Origin of the sequence: Agromyces archimandritae, from assembly GCF_018024495.1 — a bacterium.
GTDB lineage: Bacteria > Actinomycetota > Actinomycetes > Actinomycetales > Microbacteriaceae > Agromyces > Agromyces archimandritae.
Genome location: NZ_CP071696.1, coordinates 800,119 through 817,033, shown reverse-complemented (window position 1 = coordinate 817,033; position 16,915 = coordinate 800,119). Strand labels below are relative to the sequence as shown.

The window sequence follows — 16,915 nt, the reverse complement described above, 5'->3', positions numbered from 1 at the left end:
GCCGATCCCGTATCCCCGGAGCGGTCCCCGGTGCCAATCTGGCCCTGCACCGCACCACTCCAGAGAGGGGATCCACCTTGCACCGATCCACCACCAGCGCCCGCCGCACCATGCGGCGCGGCGCCGCGATGCTGGGGGCCGCCGCCGTCACCGCGGCCGGCCTCGGCTTCGCGAGCCTGCCGGCGGCCGCCGCCGAGCCGGGCGACAAGCTCGGCGACCACGACCGGGCCCTCATCGAGCAGTACATCGCCCAGTACGGCGCCCAGGCCCGCTCGCGCAGCGCCGCCCCCGAGACCGCCGTCCCTGACTACGTCACCCTCATGCTCGCGACCGAGCCCGGAACGGCCGAGGCCGTCGCGGCATCCATCGGCGAACTCGGCGCGACCGCCACGCGCGTCGAGCCCGACTTCGGCTACGTCAAGGCGAACGTGCCGTTCGGGCTCGTGGATGCCGTCGTCGCCATCGACGACGTGCTCCTCGCCGACGCCGACGAGCTCCTCCTCTACGAGGACACGCGCCCCGACGGCGACCAGACCGCGACCCTCGGCGGCGGCAACGGCGCCGGCAAGGGCAAGGGCAAGGGCAACGGCCATGGCGGCAAGCAGGACCCGGCCGCCGGTCCGAGCGAGCGCACGCGCGACGACAACGCCTACATGCCGACGAACGAGACGGGCTCCGTCTCGTTCAAGCAGCGCAACCGCACCGCCGACGGCCGCGGCATCGTCGTCGGCGTCATGGACTCGGGCGTCGACCCGACCCACCCCGCGCTGCAGACCACGACGACGGGCGAGCCGAAGCTCATCGACTCGGTCACCGGCACGAGCCCGCTGAACTTCATCGACCTGCTCTTCGACGACACCTGGCACCTGCAGTCGACCTACGCCTCGGTCACCGGCCCCGAGTTCACCGACCCCGTCACGGGCAACCAGTGGACCGGCCCGGCCGAGTCCGGCCTGCGCGCCACGAACGAAGCGCAGATCATCCCCGGCCTCGGCAACGTCAGGGTCGGCGTCCTCAGCCGCGACAGCGACGGCACCGTCTGGGTCGACACCGACTTCGACCACGACTTCACCGACGAGACCCCGCTCCGGCCGTATGCCGAAGACGGCTCCGTCGGCGTCTTCGGCGTCGACGACCCGGCTACCGAGATCAGCGAGGCCGTGCCGTTCACGGTGCAGACCATGGACATGACCGCCACGATCCGCGCCGTCAACCTGAACGTCATCACCGTCGCCCACGGCACCCACGTCGCCGGCATCATCGCCGGCAACTCGCTCTTCGGCGGCGACATGGACGGCCAGGCGCCGGGTGCGCAGATCGTCTCGATGCGCGCCTGCCACCAGCTCGGCTGCTCGTCGGCCGCGCTGAACGACGGCATGATCGACCTCGCCACCGACTACGGCGTCGACGTCGTCAACATGTCCATCGGCGGCAGCCCCGCCCTGAACGCCGGCACCAGCGCGCAGGAGCTCATCTACAACCGGGTCATCGCCGAGACCGGCGTGCAGCTCATCATCTCGGCCGGCAACTCGGGCTCGGGCACCAACACGCACGGCGCGCCCTCGGGTGCGGCGAGCGTCATCTCGGTCGGCGCCTCGGTGTCGAAAGACACCTACCTCGCCGACTACGGCGCCGAGGTGAAGAAGCGGATGGACGTCTTCCCCTTCTCGTCTCGCGGGCCGCTCGAGGACGGCGGCTTCAAGCCCGAGATCGTGGCGCCGGGCGCGGCGATCTCGTCGACGCCGGCGTGGATCGCGTCGAGCTGGGTGGCGGATGCCGGGTACGAGCTGCCCGCCGGGTACTCGATGATGAACGGCACCTCGATGGCCGCCCCGCAGGCGACCGGGGCCGCGGCCCTGCTGCTGTCGGCCGCCGAACAGCGCGGCATCGACCTCGACCCGGTGACGCTGCGCACCGCGTTCATGTCGACCGCCGACCGCATCGACGACGTGCCGGTCATCGCCCAGGGCCGGGGGCTCATCGACGTGCCCGCCGCCTGGAAGCTCATCGAGAAGGGCGACGCCGGCGTCGACGTCATCACGGCATCCGCACCCGTGTGCACGGTGCTCTCGGACCGGCTCGCCACGCCGAACACGGGTCGGGGCCTGTTCAACGGCTGCGCCCCCGATGCCGGCGGCCAGGCGGCCGGCGAGTCGCGCGACTACACGGTGACGCTCACCCGCACGACCGGATCCGAGCGCCCCGTCAAGGTGCATCTCGACGTCGTCGGCGACGACGGCACGTTCCGCGCACCGAAGCACGTGGACCTGCCGCTCGGCGTGCCGGTCGAGGTGAAGGTCACCGCCAAGCCCCGCAGCGCCGGCGTGCACAGCGCCGAGCTCCGCATCGACGCGAAGAACACCAAGGCGCTCGAGGGCTCGGTGATGCTCTCGGTCACCGCCGCAGACGTCCTCGCCGCCGGCGGGACGTGGCAGGCGTCCGGCTCCGTCGACCGCAACGGCGTCGCCGTCTACACGGTCGCCGTCCCCGAGGGGGCGAGCGCGCTCACGGTGACGATGCCCGAGCTGGCAGCCGACAGCCAGGTGCGCTGGTGGGCCTTCGACCCCGAGGGCCTCTCGGCCGAGGTGCCGGTGCAGGGCACGATCTCCTGCTACCAGCACTACTACGACGGCTACGACTGCGACCCGTACACGCGCACGTACGAGGCCCCCGAGGCCGGCGTGTGGGAGTTCGTCGTCGAGGCGCGTCGCACGACGGGAACCCTGCGCAACGCCTACGAGCTGAGCGCGACCCTGCAGTAGCAGGGGGAGAAGGGCGGGGCGGGTGCCGGTGGATGCCGGTGCCCGCCCCGCTTCGTGCGCCGCGGCATCCACCGCACCCGGGCATCCGCTGCGGGGCGCCCGCCCCTACCGCTCGGCGTGCGACTCGAGGAACTCGAAGACCTCGGAGTCGTCGACGCCGGGGAAGGTACCGGACGGCAACGGCGAGAGCACGTGCGCGTGCAGGCGCGCGCTCGGCCAGGCCCGGCCCGTCCAGCGGTCGGCGAGCTTCTCGGAGGGGCGTCGGCAGCAGGACGGGTCGGGGCAGCGCGATACCTCGCGCACCGTCGTCTCGCGGCCGCGGAACCACTTGGCCTGGTTGAACGGCACGCCGACGGTGATCGAGAACTCCTCGTCGTCGGTGCGGCCGGTCTGCGTGGCGCACCAGAAGGTGCCGGCCGGCGTGTCGGTGTACTGGTAGTTCTCGGTCGTGCGGTTCGTCTCGCGGAAGGCGCGGCGCGCGCTCCACTTCTTGCACACCCACTGGCCCTCGATCGAGCCGGTGACGTCGGTCGGCAGCGGCAGCCCGTCGTTCTCGTAGCCCTTCAGCAGCGCCCCCTCGCCGTTCACCCGTACGAAATGCACGGTCATGTCCAGATGCGAGGTCGCGAGGTTCGTGAAGCGCAGCGCGGCGGCCTCGTGGGTGACTCCGAAGGCGTCGCGGAAGTCCTCGATGGCCAGCCGTTTCTCCTTCTTCGCTTCGCTCAGGAACGCGACAGAGGCATCCCGGGGCATCAGGCAGCAGGCGGCGAAGTAGTTGATCTCCAGCCGCTGCTGCAGGAACTCGGCGTAGCTGGCCGGCCGCTCGTGGCCGAGCAGGCGGTGGGCCATGGCCTGCAGCGCCATCGAGCGCAGGCCGTGGCCGCCGGGGATCGAGGCCGGCGGCAGGTAGATGCGCCCGTTGGCGAGGTCGGTGATCGAGCGGGTGGATGCCGGCAGGTCGCTCGCGTAGATGAGCTGGAAGCCGAGCCGTTCGGCCATGACGCTCACCTCGCGGTGGGTGAGGGCGCCCGAGACGTGGCCGGAGGCGCGCACCTGCTCCTCGGCCAGCTCCTCGATCTCCGGCAGGGAATTGTCGCGCTCGCGCATGCGGGCGCGCTGTTCGGTGTTGGCGCGGCGCGCCTCCTCGGGCGTCGCGATCGCTTCGCTCGCGCGGCGCTGCAGCTCGCGGTGGAGGCCGACGACGGCTTCGAGCTGTTCGTCGGTGATGCCGCGGCCGGGCTTGATCGCCGGGAGGGCGAGGGCGGCGTACAGCGGGCTGGCCTGGGCGCGGCCGAGCTCGAGTTCGAGGGCCGCGCGGCGGCTCGGGGCTTCGCGCGAGAGCAGCTCGGCCAGTTCGATGCCGAGGGATTCGGCGAGGGCGTCGAGGGTGGAGAGCTTCGGTTCGCGTTTGCCGTTCTCGATGAGGGAGAGCTGGCTGCCGGCCAGGCCCACCCGCTCGCCGAGCTGGTCGAGGGTGAGGCCGCGCTGCCCGCGGAAATGGCGGATGCGCTGGCCGAGGGTCGCGAGGTCGGAGCCGGATCTCATGTCTTAAGGATACCGAAAGAACGTGAATTCTTAACACGCTGTTTGCCAGGGAAGCTTGAGCGGAATCATCCACACTGGAAACACGACCTCTCACGGCACCCGCCCGCGCCGCCACGAACGCCGCGGCCGCCGGCGGTCGCACGACAGAAAGGCACACGATGACCATCTCCGAGCTCTCCGTCGGCACCGGCGCCTCCGATTCGCAGGGGCCCGCCACGACGGACCCGGCCCTCATCGCCTGGGTCGACGAGATCGCCCGCCTGACCAAGCCCGACCACGTGGTCTGGTGCGACGGATCCCTCGCCGAGGCCGACCGGCTCACCCGTGAGCTCGTCGACGAGGGCAAGCTCGTGAAGCTCAACCCGGAGTGGCGCCCCAACAGCTACCTGGCCCGCACCGACCCGGGCGACGTCGCTCGCGTCGAGGACCGCACGTTCATCTGCTCCACCTACGAAGAGGACGCGGGCCCCACGAACAACTGGCGCGACCCCCGCGAGATGCGCGAGGAGCTCGCCGGCGTCTTCGACGGCTCCATGCGCGGCCGCACCATGTACGTCGTGCCGTTCTCGATGGGTCCGCTCGGCGGCCCCATCTCGCAGCTCGGCGTCGAGATCACCGACTCGCCCTACGTCGTGCTCTCCATGGGCATCATGACCCGCATGGGCGAACAGGTCTACCGCCTCATCGAAGGCGGCGAGGCGTGGGTGCGCACCGTGCACTCCGTCGGCTACCCGCTCATCGACGCCGCCGGCGTAGCCCGCCCCGAGGTCGAGTGGCCCTGCAGCGACACCAAGTACATCGTCCAGTACCCCGACACCCGCGAGATCTGGTCGTACGGCTCCGGCTACGGCGGCAACGCGCTGCTGGCCAAGAAGTGCTTCGCCCTGCGCATCGCCTCCGTCATGGCCCGCGACGAGGGCTGGCTCGCCGAGCACATGCTCCTCATCAAGATCACCTCGCCCGAGGGCAAGGCCTACCACGTGGCCGCCGCGTTCCCCTCGGCATGCGGCAAGACGAACCTCGCGATGCTCCGCCCCACCATCCCGGGCTGGAAGGTCGAGACCATCGGCGACGACATCGCCTGGATGCGCCCCGGCCCCGACGGTCGCCTCTACGCCATCAACCCCGAGGCCGGCTTCTTCGGCGTCGCACCCGGCACCGGCGAGTCCACCAACCCCACGGCCGTGCAGACCCTCTGGGGCAACACGATCTTCACGAACGTCGCCCTGACCGACGACGGCGACGTGTGGTGGGAGGGCCTGACCGACGAGGTGCCCGAGCACCTCATCGACTGGCAGGGCGAGGACTGGAACCCGGCCGCCGGCCGCCCCGCCGCCCACCCCAACTCCCGCTTCACCGTCGCCGCGGCCCAGTGCCCGCAGATCGCCGACGACTGGGACGCCCACGACGGCGTGCCGGTCGACGCGATCCTCTTCGGCGGCCGCCGCGCCACCAACGTGCCGCTCGTGGCCGAGGCCCGCTCCTGGACCCACGGCGTCTTCATGGGCGCGACGATCTCCTCCGAGAAGACCGCCGCCGCCGAGGGCACCGTCGGCGAGCTGCGCCGCGACCCCTTCGCCATGCTGCCGTTCTGCGGCTACAACATGGCCGACTACTGGGGCCACTGGGTGAAGATGGGCCGCACGCTCGGCGAGCACGCGCCGAAGATCTTCCAGGTCAACTGGTTCCGCAAGGGCGCCGACGGCTCCTTCCTATGGCCCGGGTTCGGCGAGAACTCGCGCGTGCTCGAGTGGATCGTCGGCCGCGTCGAGGGCACCGCCGAGGCCGAGGAGGCCCCCATCGGGCTGCTGCCGGCCGCTGGCTCCCTCGACCTCGCCGGGCTCGAGCTCGACGAGGCGACGCTCGAGCAGCTCTTCCACGTCGACCCGGCCTCCTGGCTCGACGAGTGCGAGCTCACCGAGGAGTACTTCGGCCAGTTCGGCGACCGCGTGCCGGCCGCCCTCGGTGCCGAGCTCGCGAGCCTCCGCTACCACCTGAAGGAGGCCCAGGCCTCCTGACCACCGCTTCCGGCGCCCGATCCGTGCGCCGGACCCCGGCATCCGATCCGTATGCCGGAACCGCGAACGCCCCGTCGAGTCACAGCGACGGGGCGTTCCGGCGTTCCGGGCGAGCGCCTCGGCGAGTGGATGCCGCGGGGCACTGCGCCCCGGCATCCACCGCGTGCACTTAGGCGCTCAGCCGCGCGAGCTCCTGCTCGATGACGCCCGCCGCGTCGTCGATGAGGGCGTCGCCGATGACGACCGAGGGCAGCAGCCGCAGCACGCTGTCCCACGACCCCGCGTCGAGGGCGATGACGCCGTTCGCCGCGGCGTGCGCGATGACGCGCTTCAGAGCGCCCGGGTTCGGGGTCTTCGTACCGGGCTCGACGAGCTCGATGCCCCACATGGCGCCCTTGCCGCGCACCTCGCCGACGACCGGGAAGCGCTCGGCCCAGTCGCCGATCCGGGCGGCGAAGGCGCGCTCGACGCGCACCGCCTCGCCGATCAGGTTCTCCCGGTCGATGAGGTCGAAGACCGCCAGCGCCGCCGCCGTCGACACCGGGTTGCCGCCGAAGGTGCCGCCGACGCCGCCGGGCTGCACGGCATCCATCACCTCGGCGCGGCCCGTGACCGCAGCCAGCGGAAAGCCGCCGGCGATGCCCTTGGCCGTCGTGACGAGATCTGGCACGACGCCGAAGTGCTCGATCGAGTACCAGGCGCCCGAGCGGGCGATGCCGGCCTGGATCTCGTCGGCGACGAAGAGGATGCCGTGCGCCTCGCAGAACGCCTTGAGGGCCGGGAAATAGCCCTCGGCCGGGATCACGATGCCTCCGTCGCCCTGGATGGGTTCGACGAAGATCGCCGCGACCTCCTCGGCGCCGATATGCGTGACGATGTAGTCGATCGTGCGCGCCGCCGCGTCCTCGCCCGAAAGCCCGTCCTTGAACGGATAGCTCGACGGCACGCTGAACAGGTCGCCCGGGAACGGGCCCATGCCGGCCCGCTCGGGGTAGGGGCGGTACGTCATCGCCATGGTGAGGTTCGTGCGGCCGTGGAAGGCGTGGTCCAGGCTCAGGATGACCCTGCGGCCGGTCGCCTTGCGCGCGATCTTCACCGCGTTCTCGACGGCCTCGGCGCCGGAGTTCACGAGCACCGAGCGCTTCTCGAAGTCGCCGGGGGTGATCTCGGCGAGCTTCTCGGCGACCCGCACGTAGTTCTCGTACGGGGTCACCGTGAACAGGGTGTGCGTGAGCTTGCCCGCCTGCGCGGCCGCGGCCGCGGCGACGTCGGGGTTCGCATGCCCGATCGTGGTGACGCCGATGCCGCAACCGAGGTCGATGATCTGATTGCCGTCGACGTCGACGAGGATCGCGCCGGAGCCGTGGTCCATGAAGATGTCGGCGAGGGTGCCGGCGCCCCGCGAGACCGCGGCGCGGCGGCGCTCGAGCAGCTCCTTCGAGCGGGGACCGGGCAGTTCGGTGACGAGCTTGCGCTCCTGGGGTACGGCGAATTCCATGTCTTCGAGCCTACGCCTGCCCCTGTTTCGCGCCCGTGTCGGGGCGCCCGGGCATCCACCCCGGGCATGCACCCCGGGCTCAGACGAGCAGCTGGTGCTCGGCGAGCTCCCGGTAGAGGGGGGTGGACTCGATGAGCTCGGCGTGCGTGCCCTGCCCGACGACGCGGCCGTGGTCGAGCACGATGATGAGGTCGGAGTCGACGACGGTCGAAAGCCGGTGGGCGATGACGAGCAGCGTGCGGTCGGCGGCGACGGCGTCGATCGCCTCGCGCATCATGCGCTCGTTGCGGCCGTCGAGCGAGGAGGTCGACTCGTCCAGCAGCAGGATCGGGGGAGCGGCGAGCAGGGCGCGCGCGATCGCGAGGCGCTGGCGTTCGCCGCCGGAGAGCTTCACGCCCTCTTCGCCGACCTCCGCGCCGAGGCCGGCCGGGTCGCGCGAGAGCACCTCGCCGAGGTTCACGGACTCGAGTACGCGGATGCAGTCGGCGTCCGAGGCGTCGGGCGTGCCGAGCAGCAGGTTCTCGCGGAGGGTGCCGGCGAGCACCGGCGCGTCCTGCTCGACGTAGCCGATCTGTGCGCGGAACGCGCGGCGGTCGAGGGTGCGGAGGTCGAGGCCGCCGAGGCGGATCTCGCCGACGCTCGGGTCGTAGAAACGCTCGATGAGCGCGAGGATCGTGGACTTGCCGGCTCCGGACGGCCCGACGAGCGCGACGCGGCGGCCGCGCGGCACGTCGAAGCTGACGCCGTGCAGCACGGGCCGGCGTTCGGCGACCTCGGGTTCGGGGATGGATGCGTCGGGGCTCGTGTTGCCGGGATCGGCCGGATCCTGCCTGGTCCTGGCATAGCTGAAGTGGACGTCGTCGAAGGCGATCGCCGGCGCCTCGGGGCCGTCGGCGGTGGCGAGCGCGGCGAGCGAGGCCGAGGCGAGCGAGGCGAGGGCGCGGTCGTGCTGGTCCTCGCTCGGCAGGTCGAGGATCTCCTGGATGCGGCCGAGGGCGCCGAGGGCCTGGTTGACGGAGGTGAGGGCGCCGAAGGCGAGCCCGAGCGGCATGATCATCATGAAGAGGAACATGAGGAACGCGACGAGGTTCGCGATCGTGATCGCCCCGCTGGCGACGCGGAAGCCGCCGACGCCGAGCACGACGAGGAACGAGATCTGCATCGCGATGCCGGCGACGGGCACGATGAGGGCGGAGATCTTCGCGACCTTCACGCCCATCTTCCAGGCGCCCTCCGCCTCGCGGTCGACGGCGGCGGCCTCCCGTTCGGTGGCGCCGGCCGCGCGGATCGTGCGCACGGCGCCGATCGCCCGCTCGACGGCGGCGGCGACATCGCCGACCTTCGTCTGGGCGCGGTGCGAGGCATCCCGGACCCGGCCCGACAGCAGCGTCACGGTGACGATGGCGACGGCGACGACGAGGGCGGTGAGGCCGAGGAGCACGGGGTCGATGATGAGCATCGCGACGAGGGCGCCGACGAAGGTGACGGCACCGCCGATCGCCTCGACGAGCCCCTGGGTGAGCACGGCGCGCAGCAGCGTCGTGTCGCTGCCGACGCGGGAGACGAGGTCGCCGGTGCGGCGCGTGTCGAACTCGGAGATCGGCAGGTGCAGGATGCGGGCGACGAGGCGCTTGCGGCTGGAGAGGACGATGCCCTCGCCGGTTCGTTGCAGCAGGTAGTGCTGGTAGCCGGTGATGACCCCGTTCACGACGACGAGACCGACGAGGACCCAGACGAGCGCCCCGAGCGTCTCGCCCGACTCGACGACGGTGATGACCTGCCCGATGAGCAGCGGCTGGGCGAGGCCGGCGAGCGCGGCGACGATGCTGAGCACGGCCACCCAGGCGAGCACGGGCTTGTGCTCGAGGATGAACGGGAGGAGCTGCCGGAAGGTGGCGCGCGGCCCGTCGGGCGCGGGGCGGCGGCCGAAGCCTCGGCGGCGGCCGGACGTCTGGCGGGGTTCGGGGGAGCTCATGCGGCCTTCCTGCTCTGGCGGACGGCGATGCCGCCTGGAGCATCCTACGCAGGGCCGGCTCGGAGACGCCTGCGTGCCGGCCGGCAGGCCCTGCCGGGTCGACTCCGGGCCGAAACGCCCCGGCCCGGCAGGCTCACCACTCCTCGGGGTTGCCCGGCGCCGCGCCGACGTCGTCGAGCAGGATGCGCTCGGGCGGGGCGGCCAACCACCGCTCGAAGGGGTCGTCGTCGGCGACCGCGAAGACCGCCTCGGCGTGCTCCTCGAAGTGGCGGCGCGACTCCCAGAGGGCGATGCCGACGGCCCGGCCGCCGTCGGCCTCCCGCCAGGGGCCGATCGCGTCGAGCCCCGGCGTTCCGAGGCCGGCCAGGCGCACCCGGTTCATCGACGCGATGACCTCGCCGAGGAACTCCGGCTTCGGGGTGTAGATCGTCATCTGCATGAACATGGCCAGAGGCTACACAGACGAGGGCGGGCGGCGGCGGATGAACCGCCGTCGCCCGCCCGGACGCATGAGGGGGCTACTTCGCCGAGGCGACCCCGGCCGCTTCGTAGTCGACGTCCTTCGTCTCCTTCGAGACGATGAGCGAGATGAGGGTCAGCACGCCCATGACGGCGAGGTAGACGCCGACGAGCCAGGGGGACCCGGCCGCCTCCCACAGGGCGAGGGCGATGAGCGGGGCGACGGCCGCGCCGAGGATCGAGGACACGTTGTAGGCGATCGCCGAGCCCGTGTAGCGCACGTTCGTCGGGAACAGCTCCGGCAGCAACGCCCCCATCGGGCCGAAGGTGGCCCCCATGAGCATGAAGCCGAACACGAGGAAGGCCTGCACGAGCGCGCCCGAGAACTTCGGGTCGAGCGCGGGCATCAGGAACACGTTGAACAGCAGGCCGAAGGCGATGATGCCGCCGGTGACCCAGATCAGCAGTCGGCGCCGGCCGATCGCGTCGGCGATGGGGCCCGAGAGCAGCGTGAAGATGCCGAAGAAGACGACGCCCACGATCTGCATGAGCACGAAGTCGGTGTAGGCGAACCCGCCGCCCGGAACGAACGCGGCGGCGTCGAAGGCGGCACCCTTGGCCTCGGCGGCTGCGGCGGCGGCCTCTGCGGTGGCCGGTTTCGTGCCCCAGGTGAGCGTGAAGTTCGTCATCAGGTAGAACAGCACGTAGGTGGCCAGCATGAAGAAGGTGCCGAGGATGAGCTCCTTCCAGTGGTGGCGGAAGACGACGCCGAGCGGCACCTTGCGGATCGCGCCCTGCGTGCTCGCCTTCGAGAAGGCCTCCGACTCGACGAGCTTCAGCCGCACCCACAGGCCGACGACGACCATGACGGCCGAGAACAGGAACGGCACGCGCCATCCCCACTCGAGGAAGGCGCCCTCGGAACCGCCCGAGACGGCGTTGATGACGAGGAACAGCACATTGGCGATGATGAAGCCGATGGGCGCGCCGAGCTGGGGGAAGGTGCCGTACCAGGCGCGCTTGCCCTTCGGGGCGTTCTCGGTGGCCACGAGCGCGGCGCCGGACCATTCGCCGCCGAGCGCGAAGCCCTGCGCGAGGCGCAGCACGAGCAGCAGGAGGGCGGCGACCCAGCCGATCTGGTCGTGGGTCGGCAGCACGCCGATGAGGAAGGTCGCGATGCCCATCGTCAGCAGCGAGGCGACGAGGGTCGCCTTGCGGCCGTGCTTGTCGCCGAAGTGGCCGAAGACGACGGCGCCGATCGGGCGGGCGATCATGGCCGCGCCGAAGACGGCGAAGGAGGCCAAGAGGCCGGTGGTCGCGTTGCCGGTCGGGAAGAAGAGCGCCGGGAAGACGAGGACTGCGGCGGTCGCGTACGCGTAGAAGTCGTAGAACTCGATCGTCGTGCCCACGAGCGAGGCGAGGATGACGCGGCTGCGCGAGTTCTTGGGGGCTGCCGGGCCGGCCGGCGGTGCTGCGGGGGCGGATGCCGTGGGGGCGTCCAGGGTGGAGCTGGTCATGCGGGGGACTTTCGGGTGGATCTGTGGTGCGCCCGCGGGCCCTGGTGGTGCACGGGACGGCGCGGGGGAGGTTCGCCGTCGAACCATGCGATTTCGGGTGGGTTGCTCGTGGCAACCGGATCACCCTACGCCCGCGGCGGAGCGCCCGACGAATCGGGACGGACGCCCGGCCCGAATCGGCCGCGACGAATGTGCAGAATGCTCAACTTCAGCGTGCACGACCCCGTCGCGCGGTGGATGCCGGGGTGCACTCCGATCACAGCGCCCCGCAGCACCGGGCGCGCCCCGGCATCCGCACCCGACCCCGTCGGCGCACGGAAAAACGCCGCCGGGGCGAACCCCGACGGCGCTGGAACGATGAAAAGGGTCAGCGCCAGACGACGGCGACGACGATGTTGGCGAGCGTCAGCCCGCCGATCGCCCAGAGCGCCCACGACGGCGCCGGCTGCTTCTTGCGGTAGACGAAGACGAGCACGGTGATGACGATCGCGACGAGCAGCTTCACGGCGATCTTGACGTTGTCGAGCTCGAAGAGGTGCCCCATCTCGATCGTCCCGACGAGCAGCAGTCCTGTGACCAGCTGGGTGAGCGCTCCATGCACCATGGCCGGCACGACGGTGCCACGGCCTGCGCCGATGGCCTTCATCTGCACGAGGAAGCCGCCGAGCAGCGAAGCGAGGCCCACGAAGTGGAGGATGACGAGGATGAGGCGGAGGATCTCCATGCCCCGAGCCTATGTTCTACGGCGTGTCGAACGCGAGCCGAGCGGGGCTGCGACGGGCAGAATCCATCGAAGGATGGAGGGCCCGGCCCTCAGCCGCGCAGCGTGCGCAGCAGCACCGCCGTCGCGACGGCCGCCTCGGCAGCCTCGCGGCCCTTGTCCTCCTTCGACCCCGGCAGGCCGGCCCGATCCAGGCCCTGCTGCTCGTCGTCCAGGGTCAGCACGCCGAAGCCGACCGGCTTCCCGGTGTCGAGGGCGACCCGGGTGAGGCCGTCGGTCGCCGCGGCCGACACGTACTCGAAGTGCGGGGTGCCGCCGCGGATGATGACGCCGAGCGCGACCGCGGCATCCGCCCCGGCATCCAGCGCGGCCTTCGCGGCGACCGGCAGCTCGAAGGAGCCCGGCACCCGCACCACCCGGTACGAGGCGCCCGCCTCCGCCAGGGCGCGCTCGGCGCCCGCGATGAGGCCGTCGCCGATCGTCTCATGCCACGTTCCGGCGATGACGACGATGTCGAGGCCCGTGCCGTCGACCTGCAGCTCGGGCGAGCCGGCTCCGCTCATGATGCGTGTCCTTCCAGCAGGGCCGCCTGTGCGGCTTCGCTCAGTGCGCGGTCGGCGAACTCATGGCCCATCCGATCACGCTTGGTCTCCAGATATGCCGTGTTCAGGGCCCCGACGCCCACGACGAGCGGCACCCGCTCGGCGACGTCGACGCCGTGCGCCTCGAGCTGGCGCACCTTCTCGGGGTTGTTCGTCAGCAGTCGCACCCGGTCGACCCCGAGGTCGTGCAGGATGCCGGCGGCCGCCGCATAGTCGCGGGCGTCGATCGGCAGGCCGAGCGCGACGTTCGCGTCGAGCGTGTCGAGGCCCTGCTCCTGCAGCGCGTACGCCCGCAGCTTGTTCACGAGGCCGATGCCGCGGCCCTCGTGCCCGCGCAGGTAGACGACGACGCCGCCGTGCTCCTGCACCTCCTCGAGCGCCGCAGTCAGCTGCGGCCCGCACTCGCACTTCAGGGAGCCGAGGGCCTCGCCCGTCAGGCACTCCGAGTGCACCCGCACCAGCGCCCCGTCGCCCGGGGTGCCGCCGATGATCGCCAGGTGGTCGGCGCCCGTCATCCGGTCGCGGTAGGCGCGCACGCGGAACTCGCCGTGCACCGTCGGCAGCATCGTCTCCACCTCGAACGAGACCCGGTCCGATTCGGCGATCGGCTCGGCCGCGGCGGCAGCGGCCTCGCCGCCCGCCTCGATCCACTCGATGATCGCCGCGACCGTGGTCACCGGCAGCCCCTCGGCCTCGCCGAGCTCGATGAGGCCGGGCAGGCGCATCATCTCGCCGTCGTCCTGCACGATCTCGCCGATCACGCCGACCGGGGCGAGCCCGGCGAGACGCATGAGGTCCACGGCCGCCTCGGTGTGCCCGGCGCGGGCGAGCACGCCGCCGTCGACGGCCCGCAACGGCAGCACATGCCCGGGGCGGATGAGGCGTTCGGGGGTGGATGCCGGGTCGGCCAGCACGCGCAGCGTGTGCGCGCGGTCGGAGGCCGAGATGCCCGTGGAGATGCGGTCGGCGGCATCCACCGAGATCGTGTACGCGGTGCCGCGGGAGTCCTGGTTCCGCTCGGTCATGAGCGGCAGGTCCAGCCGGTCGGCGACCTCGTTCGGCATCGGCGCGCACAGGTACCCGCTCGTGCGGCGCACCATCCAGGCGATCCACTCGCGGGTCGCGAACTCGGCGGCCATGATGGCGTCGCCCTCGTTCTCGCGGCCCTCGTCGTCGGCGACGATCACGGGCTTGCCGGCGCGCAGGGCGTCCAGCACGTCGGGCATGGCGGCGAGGCTCATGCGAGACCTCCTTCGATGGTGGGTGCGGAGATCGAGGACGGCAGCTCCTCACGGCGGTCGACGCGCAGCATCCGCTGCACCTGCCGGGCCAGGATGTCGGTCTCGATGTTGACGGCGTCGCCGGGCTGCAGCGTGCCGAGGGTCGTCGCGGCGAGGGTCTCGGGGATGAGGGAGACCTCGAACCAGCCGTCGGGGCCGGGCTCGCCCACGGCCGACACGGTCAGCGACGCGCCGTCGACGGCGATGGAGCCCTTGTCGACGACGAGCGGCGCGTGCGCCTCGTCGAGCGAGAAACGGATGACCCGCCAGGCTTCGCCGGGGCGGATCTCGAGCACCCGCGAGGTGCCGTCGATGTGGCCCTGCACGATGTGGCCGCCGATGCGGTCGCCGACCTTCGCGGCACGTTCGAGGTTGACGGGGCGGCCCGCCTCGGCGCCGTCGAGGGTCGACATCGCCAGGGTCTGCGCCATGACGTCGGCCGTGAAGCCCTGCTCGTCGAACTCGACGACGGTCAGGCACACCCCCGAGACGGCGATCGAGTCGCCGCGGTGCGCGTCGCCGACGACGGCGGGCCCTTCGATCGTGAAGCGTGCCGCGTCGGCGGTGCGTTCGATGCGGGCGATGCGCCCCTGGGTCTCGATGATGCCGGTGAACATTCAGATCCCTTCCCGGTCGGCCGCCGCGGGGCGGGCGATGATGCGGAGGTCGCGGCCGAGCCGGTCGACCTCGGCGAGTTCGTAGCGGAGCGCGCCGTCGATGTGCCCGATGCCGAGCTCGCCGATCGCGAGCCGTGGGCCGCCGAGCAGGGCCGGTGCGAGGTAGACGAGGAGTTCGTCGGCGAGGCCGGCGGCGACGATGGCGCTCGCGAGCGTCGGACCGCCTTCGACGAAGAGGGTGCGGATGCCGCGTTCCCCGAGTTCGGCGAGGTCCGCGTCGAGGTCGGCGCCCGTGAGCCGCACCGGCTCGTGCGGGTGGTTGCCGAGGGCGGCGCCGGCGGGAACCTCGCGGCGCCCGAAGACGACGGGCACGGGCTGTTCGGCGAGCAGCCCGCCCTCGGCGTCGCGGGCGGTGAGGGCGGGGTCGTCGGCGAGCACGGTTCCGGTGCCGACGGCGATCGCGTCGGCCAGGGAGCGCCTGAGGTGCACGTCGGCGCGGGCTTCGGGGCCGGTGATCCAGCGGCTGGAGCCGTCGGCGGCGGCGATGCGCCCGTCGAGGGTGGATGCCCATTTCACCGTGACCCGCGGGCGCCCGGCGCGGGCGGTGAAGAGCCAGTCGGCGAGGAAGTCGGTGATCTCGGCCGCGAGGAGGCCGCCTTCGACGTCGACGCCGGCGCCGCGGAGCCGGCGTGCGCCGCCGCTCGAGGCGCGGCCCGGGTCATCGACGCCGTAGACGACGCGGCCGATGCCGGCTTCGATGAGGGCGCGCGAGCACGGGCCGGTGCGGCCGGTGTGGTCGCAGGGTTCGAGGGTGACGACGGCGGTGGCGCCGTGGGCGAGCCCGGGGGCGAGGCCGGCGAGGGCGGCGACCTCGGCGTGCGGGGTGCCGGCGCCGCGGTGCCAGCCTTCGGCGAGGGTCTCGCCGGCGGGGGAGAGGATGACGCAGCCGACCCGGGGATTCACCCCGCGCGCCGGCCCGCGGGCGGCGAGCTCGAGCGCACGGCGCATCGCCTGCCGCTCGTGCTCGGCACGGGCTTCGATGGTCACCGCCTGCATCCTCCGGTCCTTCCTCGAAGGCTCCGGGGTGCATCGGGATGCGAACCGATGAACTCGGTCGGGCGAAGGCTCGGCCGAGACGTGCCGCCTCCCATCCGGACTTTCACCGTCGGTTCCGGAGTTCCACCGGATCAACCGTTCGCGCGGGTTCTCACCCGGCTCGCGGCTCGCGGACTGTTACCGCCGGTTCGGAATTACACCGACCCCGGAGCACGTATCTCCTCCGATGCTACCCCCGTTTCGGAGGTGCTCGGCCCGGGGGCGGGTTCCGCCGCCGTCAGGCGTCGAGGATGCCGGCCCAGCTCGCTCGGGCGTCGGGGTGCGGATGCCGGCCGCGCACCGCGACCCAGCCCGGCTCCTCGCCGCCGCCTCGGAGCGGCACGGGCCCGTCGGGCAGCCGGCGGAACCCGGCGGCGCGGGCGACGCCCGCGGAGCCGAGGTTGCCGCGGAGCGCCCGCCAGGTGAGTTCGACGTCGTCGCCGCTGCGGCCGGTGAGGCCGCCGGCGAAGGCCCAGTCGGCGACGGCGAGGGCCGCCTCGCGCATGATCCCGCGGCCGCGGTGGGCGGCGCCGAGCCAGAAGCCGATCTCGTTCCGCTCGGTGCGGAACCCGATGACGCCGAGGAGCGGCCCGCCCGTCTCGTCCCGGATGGCCCAGGTCGCCTCGCGGCCGCTCGCCCAGCCGCCGGGCACGAACTCGCCGACGAAGCCTGCGGCGTCGTCTCGCGTGTACGGCCACGGGATGGTGAGGAAGCGCTCGAACGCCGGATCCTGGCAGAGCCCGGCGATCGTGTCGACGTCGCCTGCGCCGGGCTGGTCGAGCACGAGGCGCGCTGTATGCAGGGCGACGGGTTCCATCGACGTTCC

General features: G+C 72.2%; 13 protein-coding genes and 1 riboswitch. Of the genes, 2 read left to right on the top strand and 11 right to left on the bottom strand.

Going from position 1 to position 16,915, the window contains the following annotated elements; translation table 11 throughout:
- The first annotated feature begins 77 nt into the window (after window positions 1-77).
- Complete coding sequence (locus G127AT_RS03725; RefSeq protein ID WP_210900004.1) at window positions 78-2,762, top strand: S8 family serine peptidase; 2,685 nt, start codon at window positions 78-80, stop codon at window positions 2,760-2,762.
- A gap of 105 nt (window positions 2,763-2,867) precedes the next feature.
- On the opposite strand, the gene G127AT_RS03720 is transcribed toward G127AT_RS03725, so the two are convergent.
- On the bottom strand, window positions 2,868-4,307 hold the full coding sequence (locus tag G127AT_RS03720; RefSeq protein WP_210900001.1) for a helix-turn-helix domain-containing protein: 1,440 nt from the start codon (window positions 4,305-4,307) through the stop codon (window positions 2,868-2,870).
- 158 nt (window positions 4,308-4,465) lie between these two features.
- Between G127AT_RS03720 and G127AT_RS03715 the strand changes: the two genes are divergently transcribed.
- The gene (locus G127AT_RS03715; RefSeq protein ID WP_210899998.1) at window positions 4,466-6,325 is read left to right on the top strand and encodes a phosphoenolpyruvate carboxykinase (GTP); all 1,860 of its coding nucleotides are present in this window, start codon (window positions 4,466-4,468) and stop codon (window positions 6,323-6,325) included.
- Between the two features lie 169 nt (window positions 6,326-6,494).
- Here the strand turns inward: G127AT_RS03715 and G127AT_RS03710 are convergent, their stop codons facing one another.
- The 10 genes from G127AT_RS03710 to G127AT_RS03665 form a co-directional block, all read right to left on the bottom strand.
- Window positions 6,495-7,823: an aminotransferase class III-fold pyridoxal phosphate-dependent enzyme gene (locus G127AT_RS03710; RefSeq protein WP_210899995.1), complete on the bottom strand. Its 1,329-nt coding sequence runs from the start codon at window positions 7,821-7,823 to the stop codon at window positions 6,495-6,497.
- Between the two features lie 79 nt (window positions 7,824-7,902).
- Complete coding sequence (locus G127AT_RS03705) at window positions 7,903-9,798, bottom strand: ABC transporter ATP-binding protein (protein ID WP_210899992.1); 1,896 nt, start codon at window positions 9,796-9,798, stop codon at window positions 7,903-7,905.
- Window positions 9,799-9,931: 133 nt separating this feature from the next.
- Window positions 9,932-10,243 (bottom strand): hypothetical protein, encoded by a 312-nt coding sequence (locus G127AT_RS03700; RefSeq protein WP_210899989.1) that lies wholly within the window; start codon window positions 10,241-10,243, stop codon window positions 9,932-9,934.
- Window positions 10,244-10,316: 73 nt separating this feature from the next.
- Window positions 10,317-11,774 carry an MFS transporter gene (locus tag G127AT_RS03695; RefSeq protein WP_210899986.1) on the bottom strand — a complete coding sequence of 486 codons (1,458 nt, stop codon included), beginning with the start codon at window positions 11,772-11,774 and terminating at the stop codon, window positions 10,317-10,319.
- Window positions 11,775-12,141: 367 nt separating this feature from the next.
- Window positions 12,142-12,498, bottom strand: a complete 357-nt coding sequence (locus tag G127AT_RS03690) for a hypothetical protein (RefSeq protein WP_210899983.1) — start codon at window positions 12,496-12,498, stop codon at window positions 12,142-12,144.
- An 89-nt stretch (window positions 12,499-12,587) separates the two neighbouring features.
- On the bottom strand, window positions 12,588-13,058 hold the full coding sequence (gene ribH, locus G127AT_RS03685) for a 6,7-dimethyl-8-ribityllumazine synthase (RefSeq protein WP_210899980.1): 471 nt from the start codon (window positions 13,056-13,058) through the stop codon (window positions 12,588-12,590).
- Entirely contained in the window at window positions 13,055-14,338 is a 1,284-nt protein-coding gene (gene ribA / locus G127AT_RS03680) for a GTP cyclohydrolase II (protein ID WP_210899977.1), read from the bottom strand. Before ribA ends, ribH begins: the two co-directional genes overlap by 4 nt.
- Window positions 14,335-14,994: a riboflavin synthase gene (locus G127AT_RS03675; protein ID WP_210899975.1), complete on the bottom strand. Its 660-nt coding sequence runs from the start codon at window positions 14,992-14,994 to the stop codon at window positions 14,335-14,337. The genes ribA and G127AT_RS03675 overlap by 4 nt, the downstream gene beginning before the upstream one ends.
- On the bottom strand, window positions 14,995-16,041 hold the full coding sequence (gene ribD, locus G127AT_RS03670) for a bifunctional diaminohydroxyphosphoribosylaminopyrimidine deaminase/5-amino-6-(5-phosphoribosylamino)uracil reductase RibD (protein WP_425305881.1): 1,047 nt from the start codon (window positions 16,039-16,041) through the stop codon (window positions 14,995-14,997). It abuts the gene before it with no gap.
- 86 nt (window positions 16,042-16,127) lie between these two features.
- Window positions 16,128-16,268, bottom strand: a riboswitch (FMN riboswitch).
- Between the two features lie 59 nt (window positions 16,269-16,327).
- Window positions 16,328-16,906, bottom strand: a complete 579-nt coding sequence (locus G127AT_RS03665) for a GNAT family N-acetyltransferase (protein WP_210899971.1) — start codon at window positions 16,904-16,906, stop codon at window positions 16,328-16,330.
- Window positions 16,907-16,915: the final 9 nt, after the last annotated feature.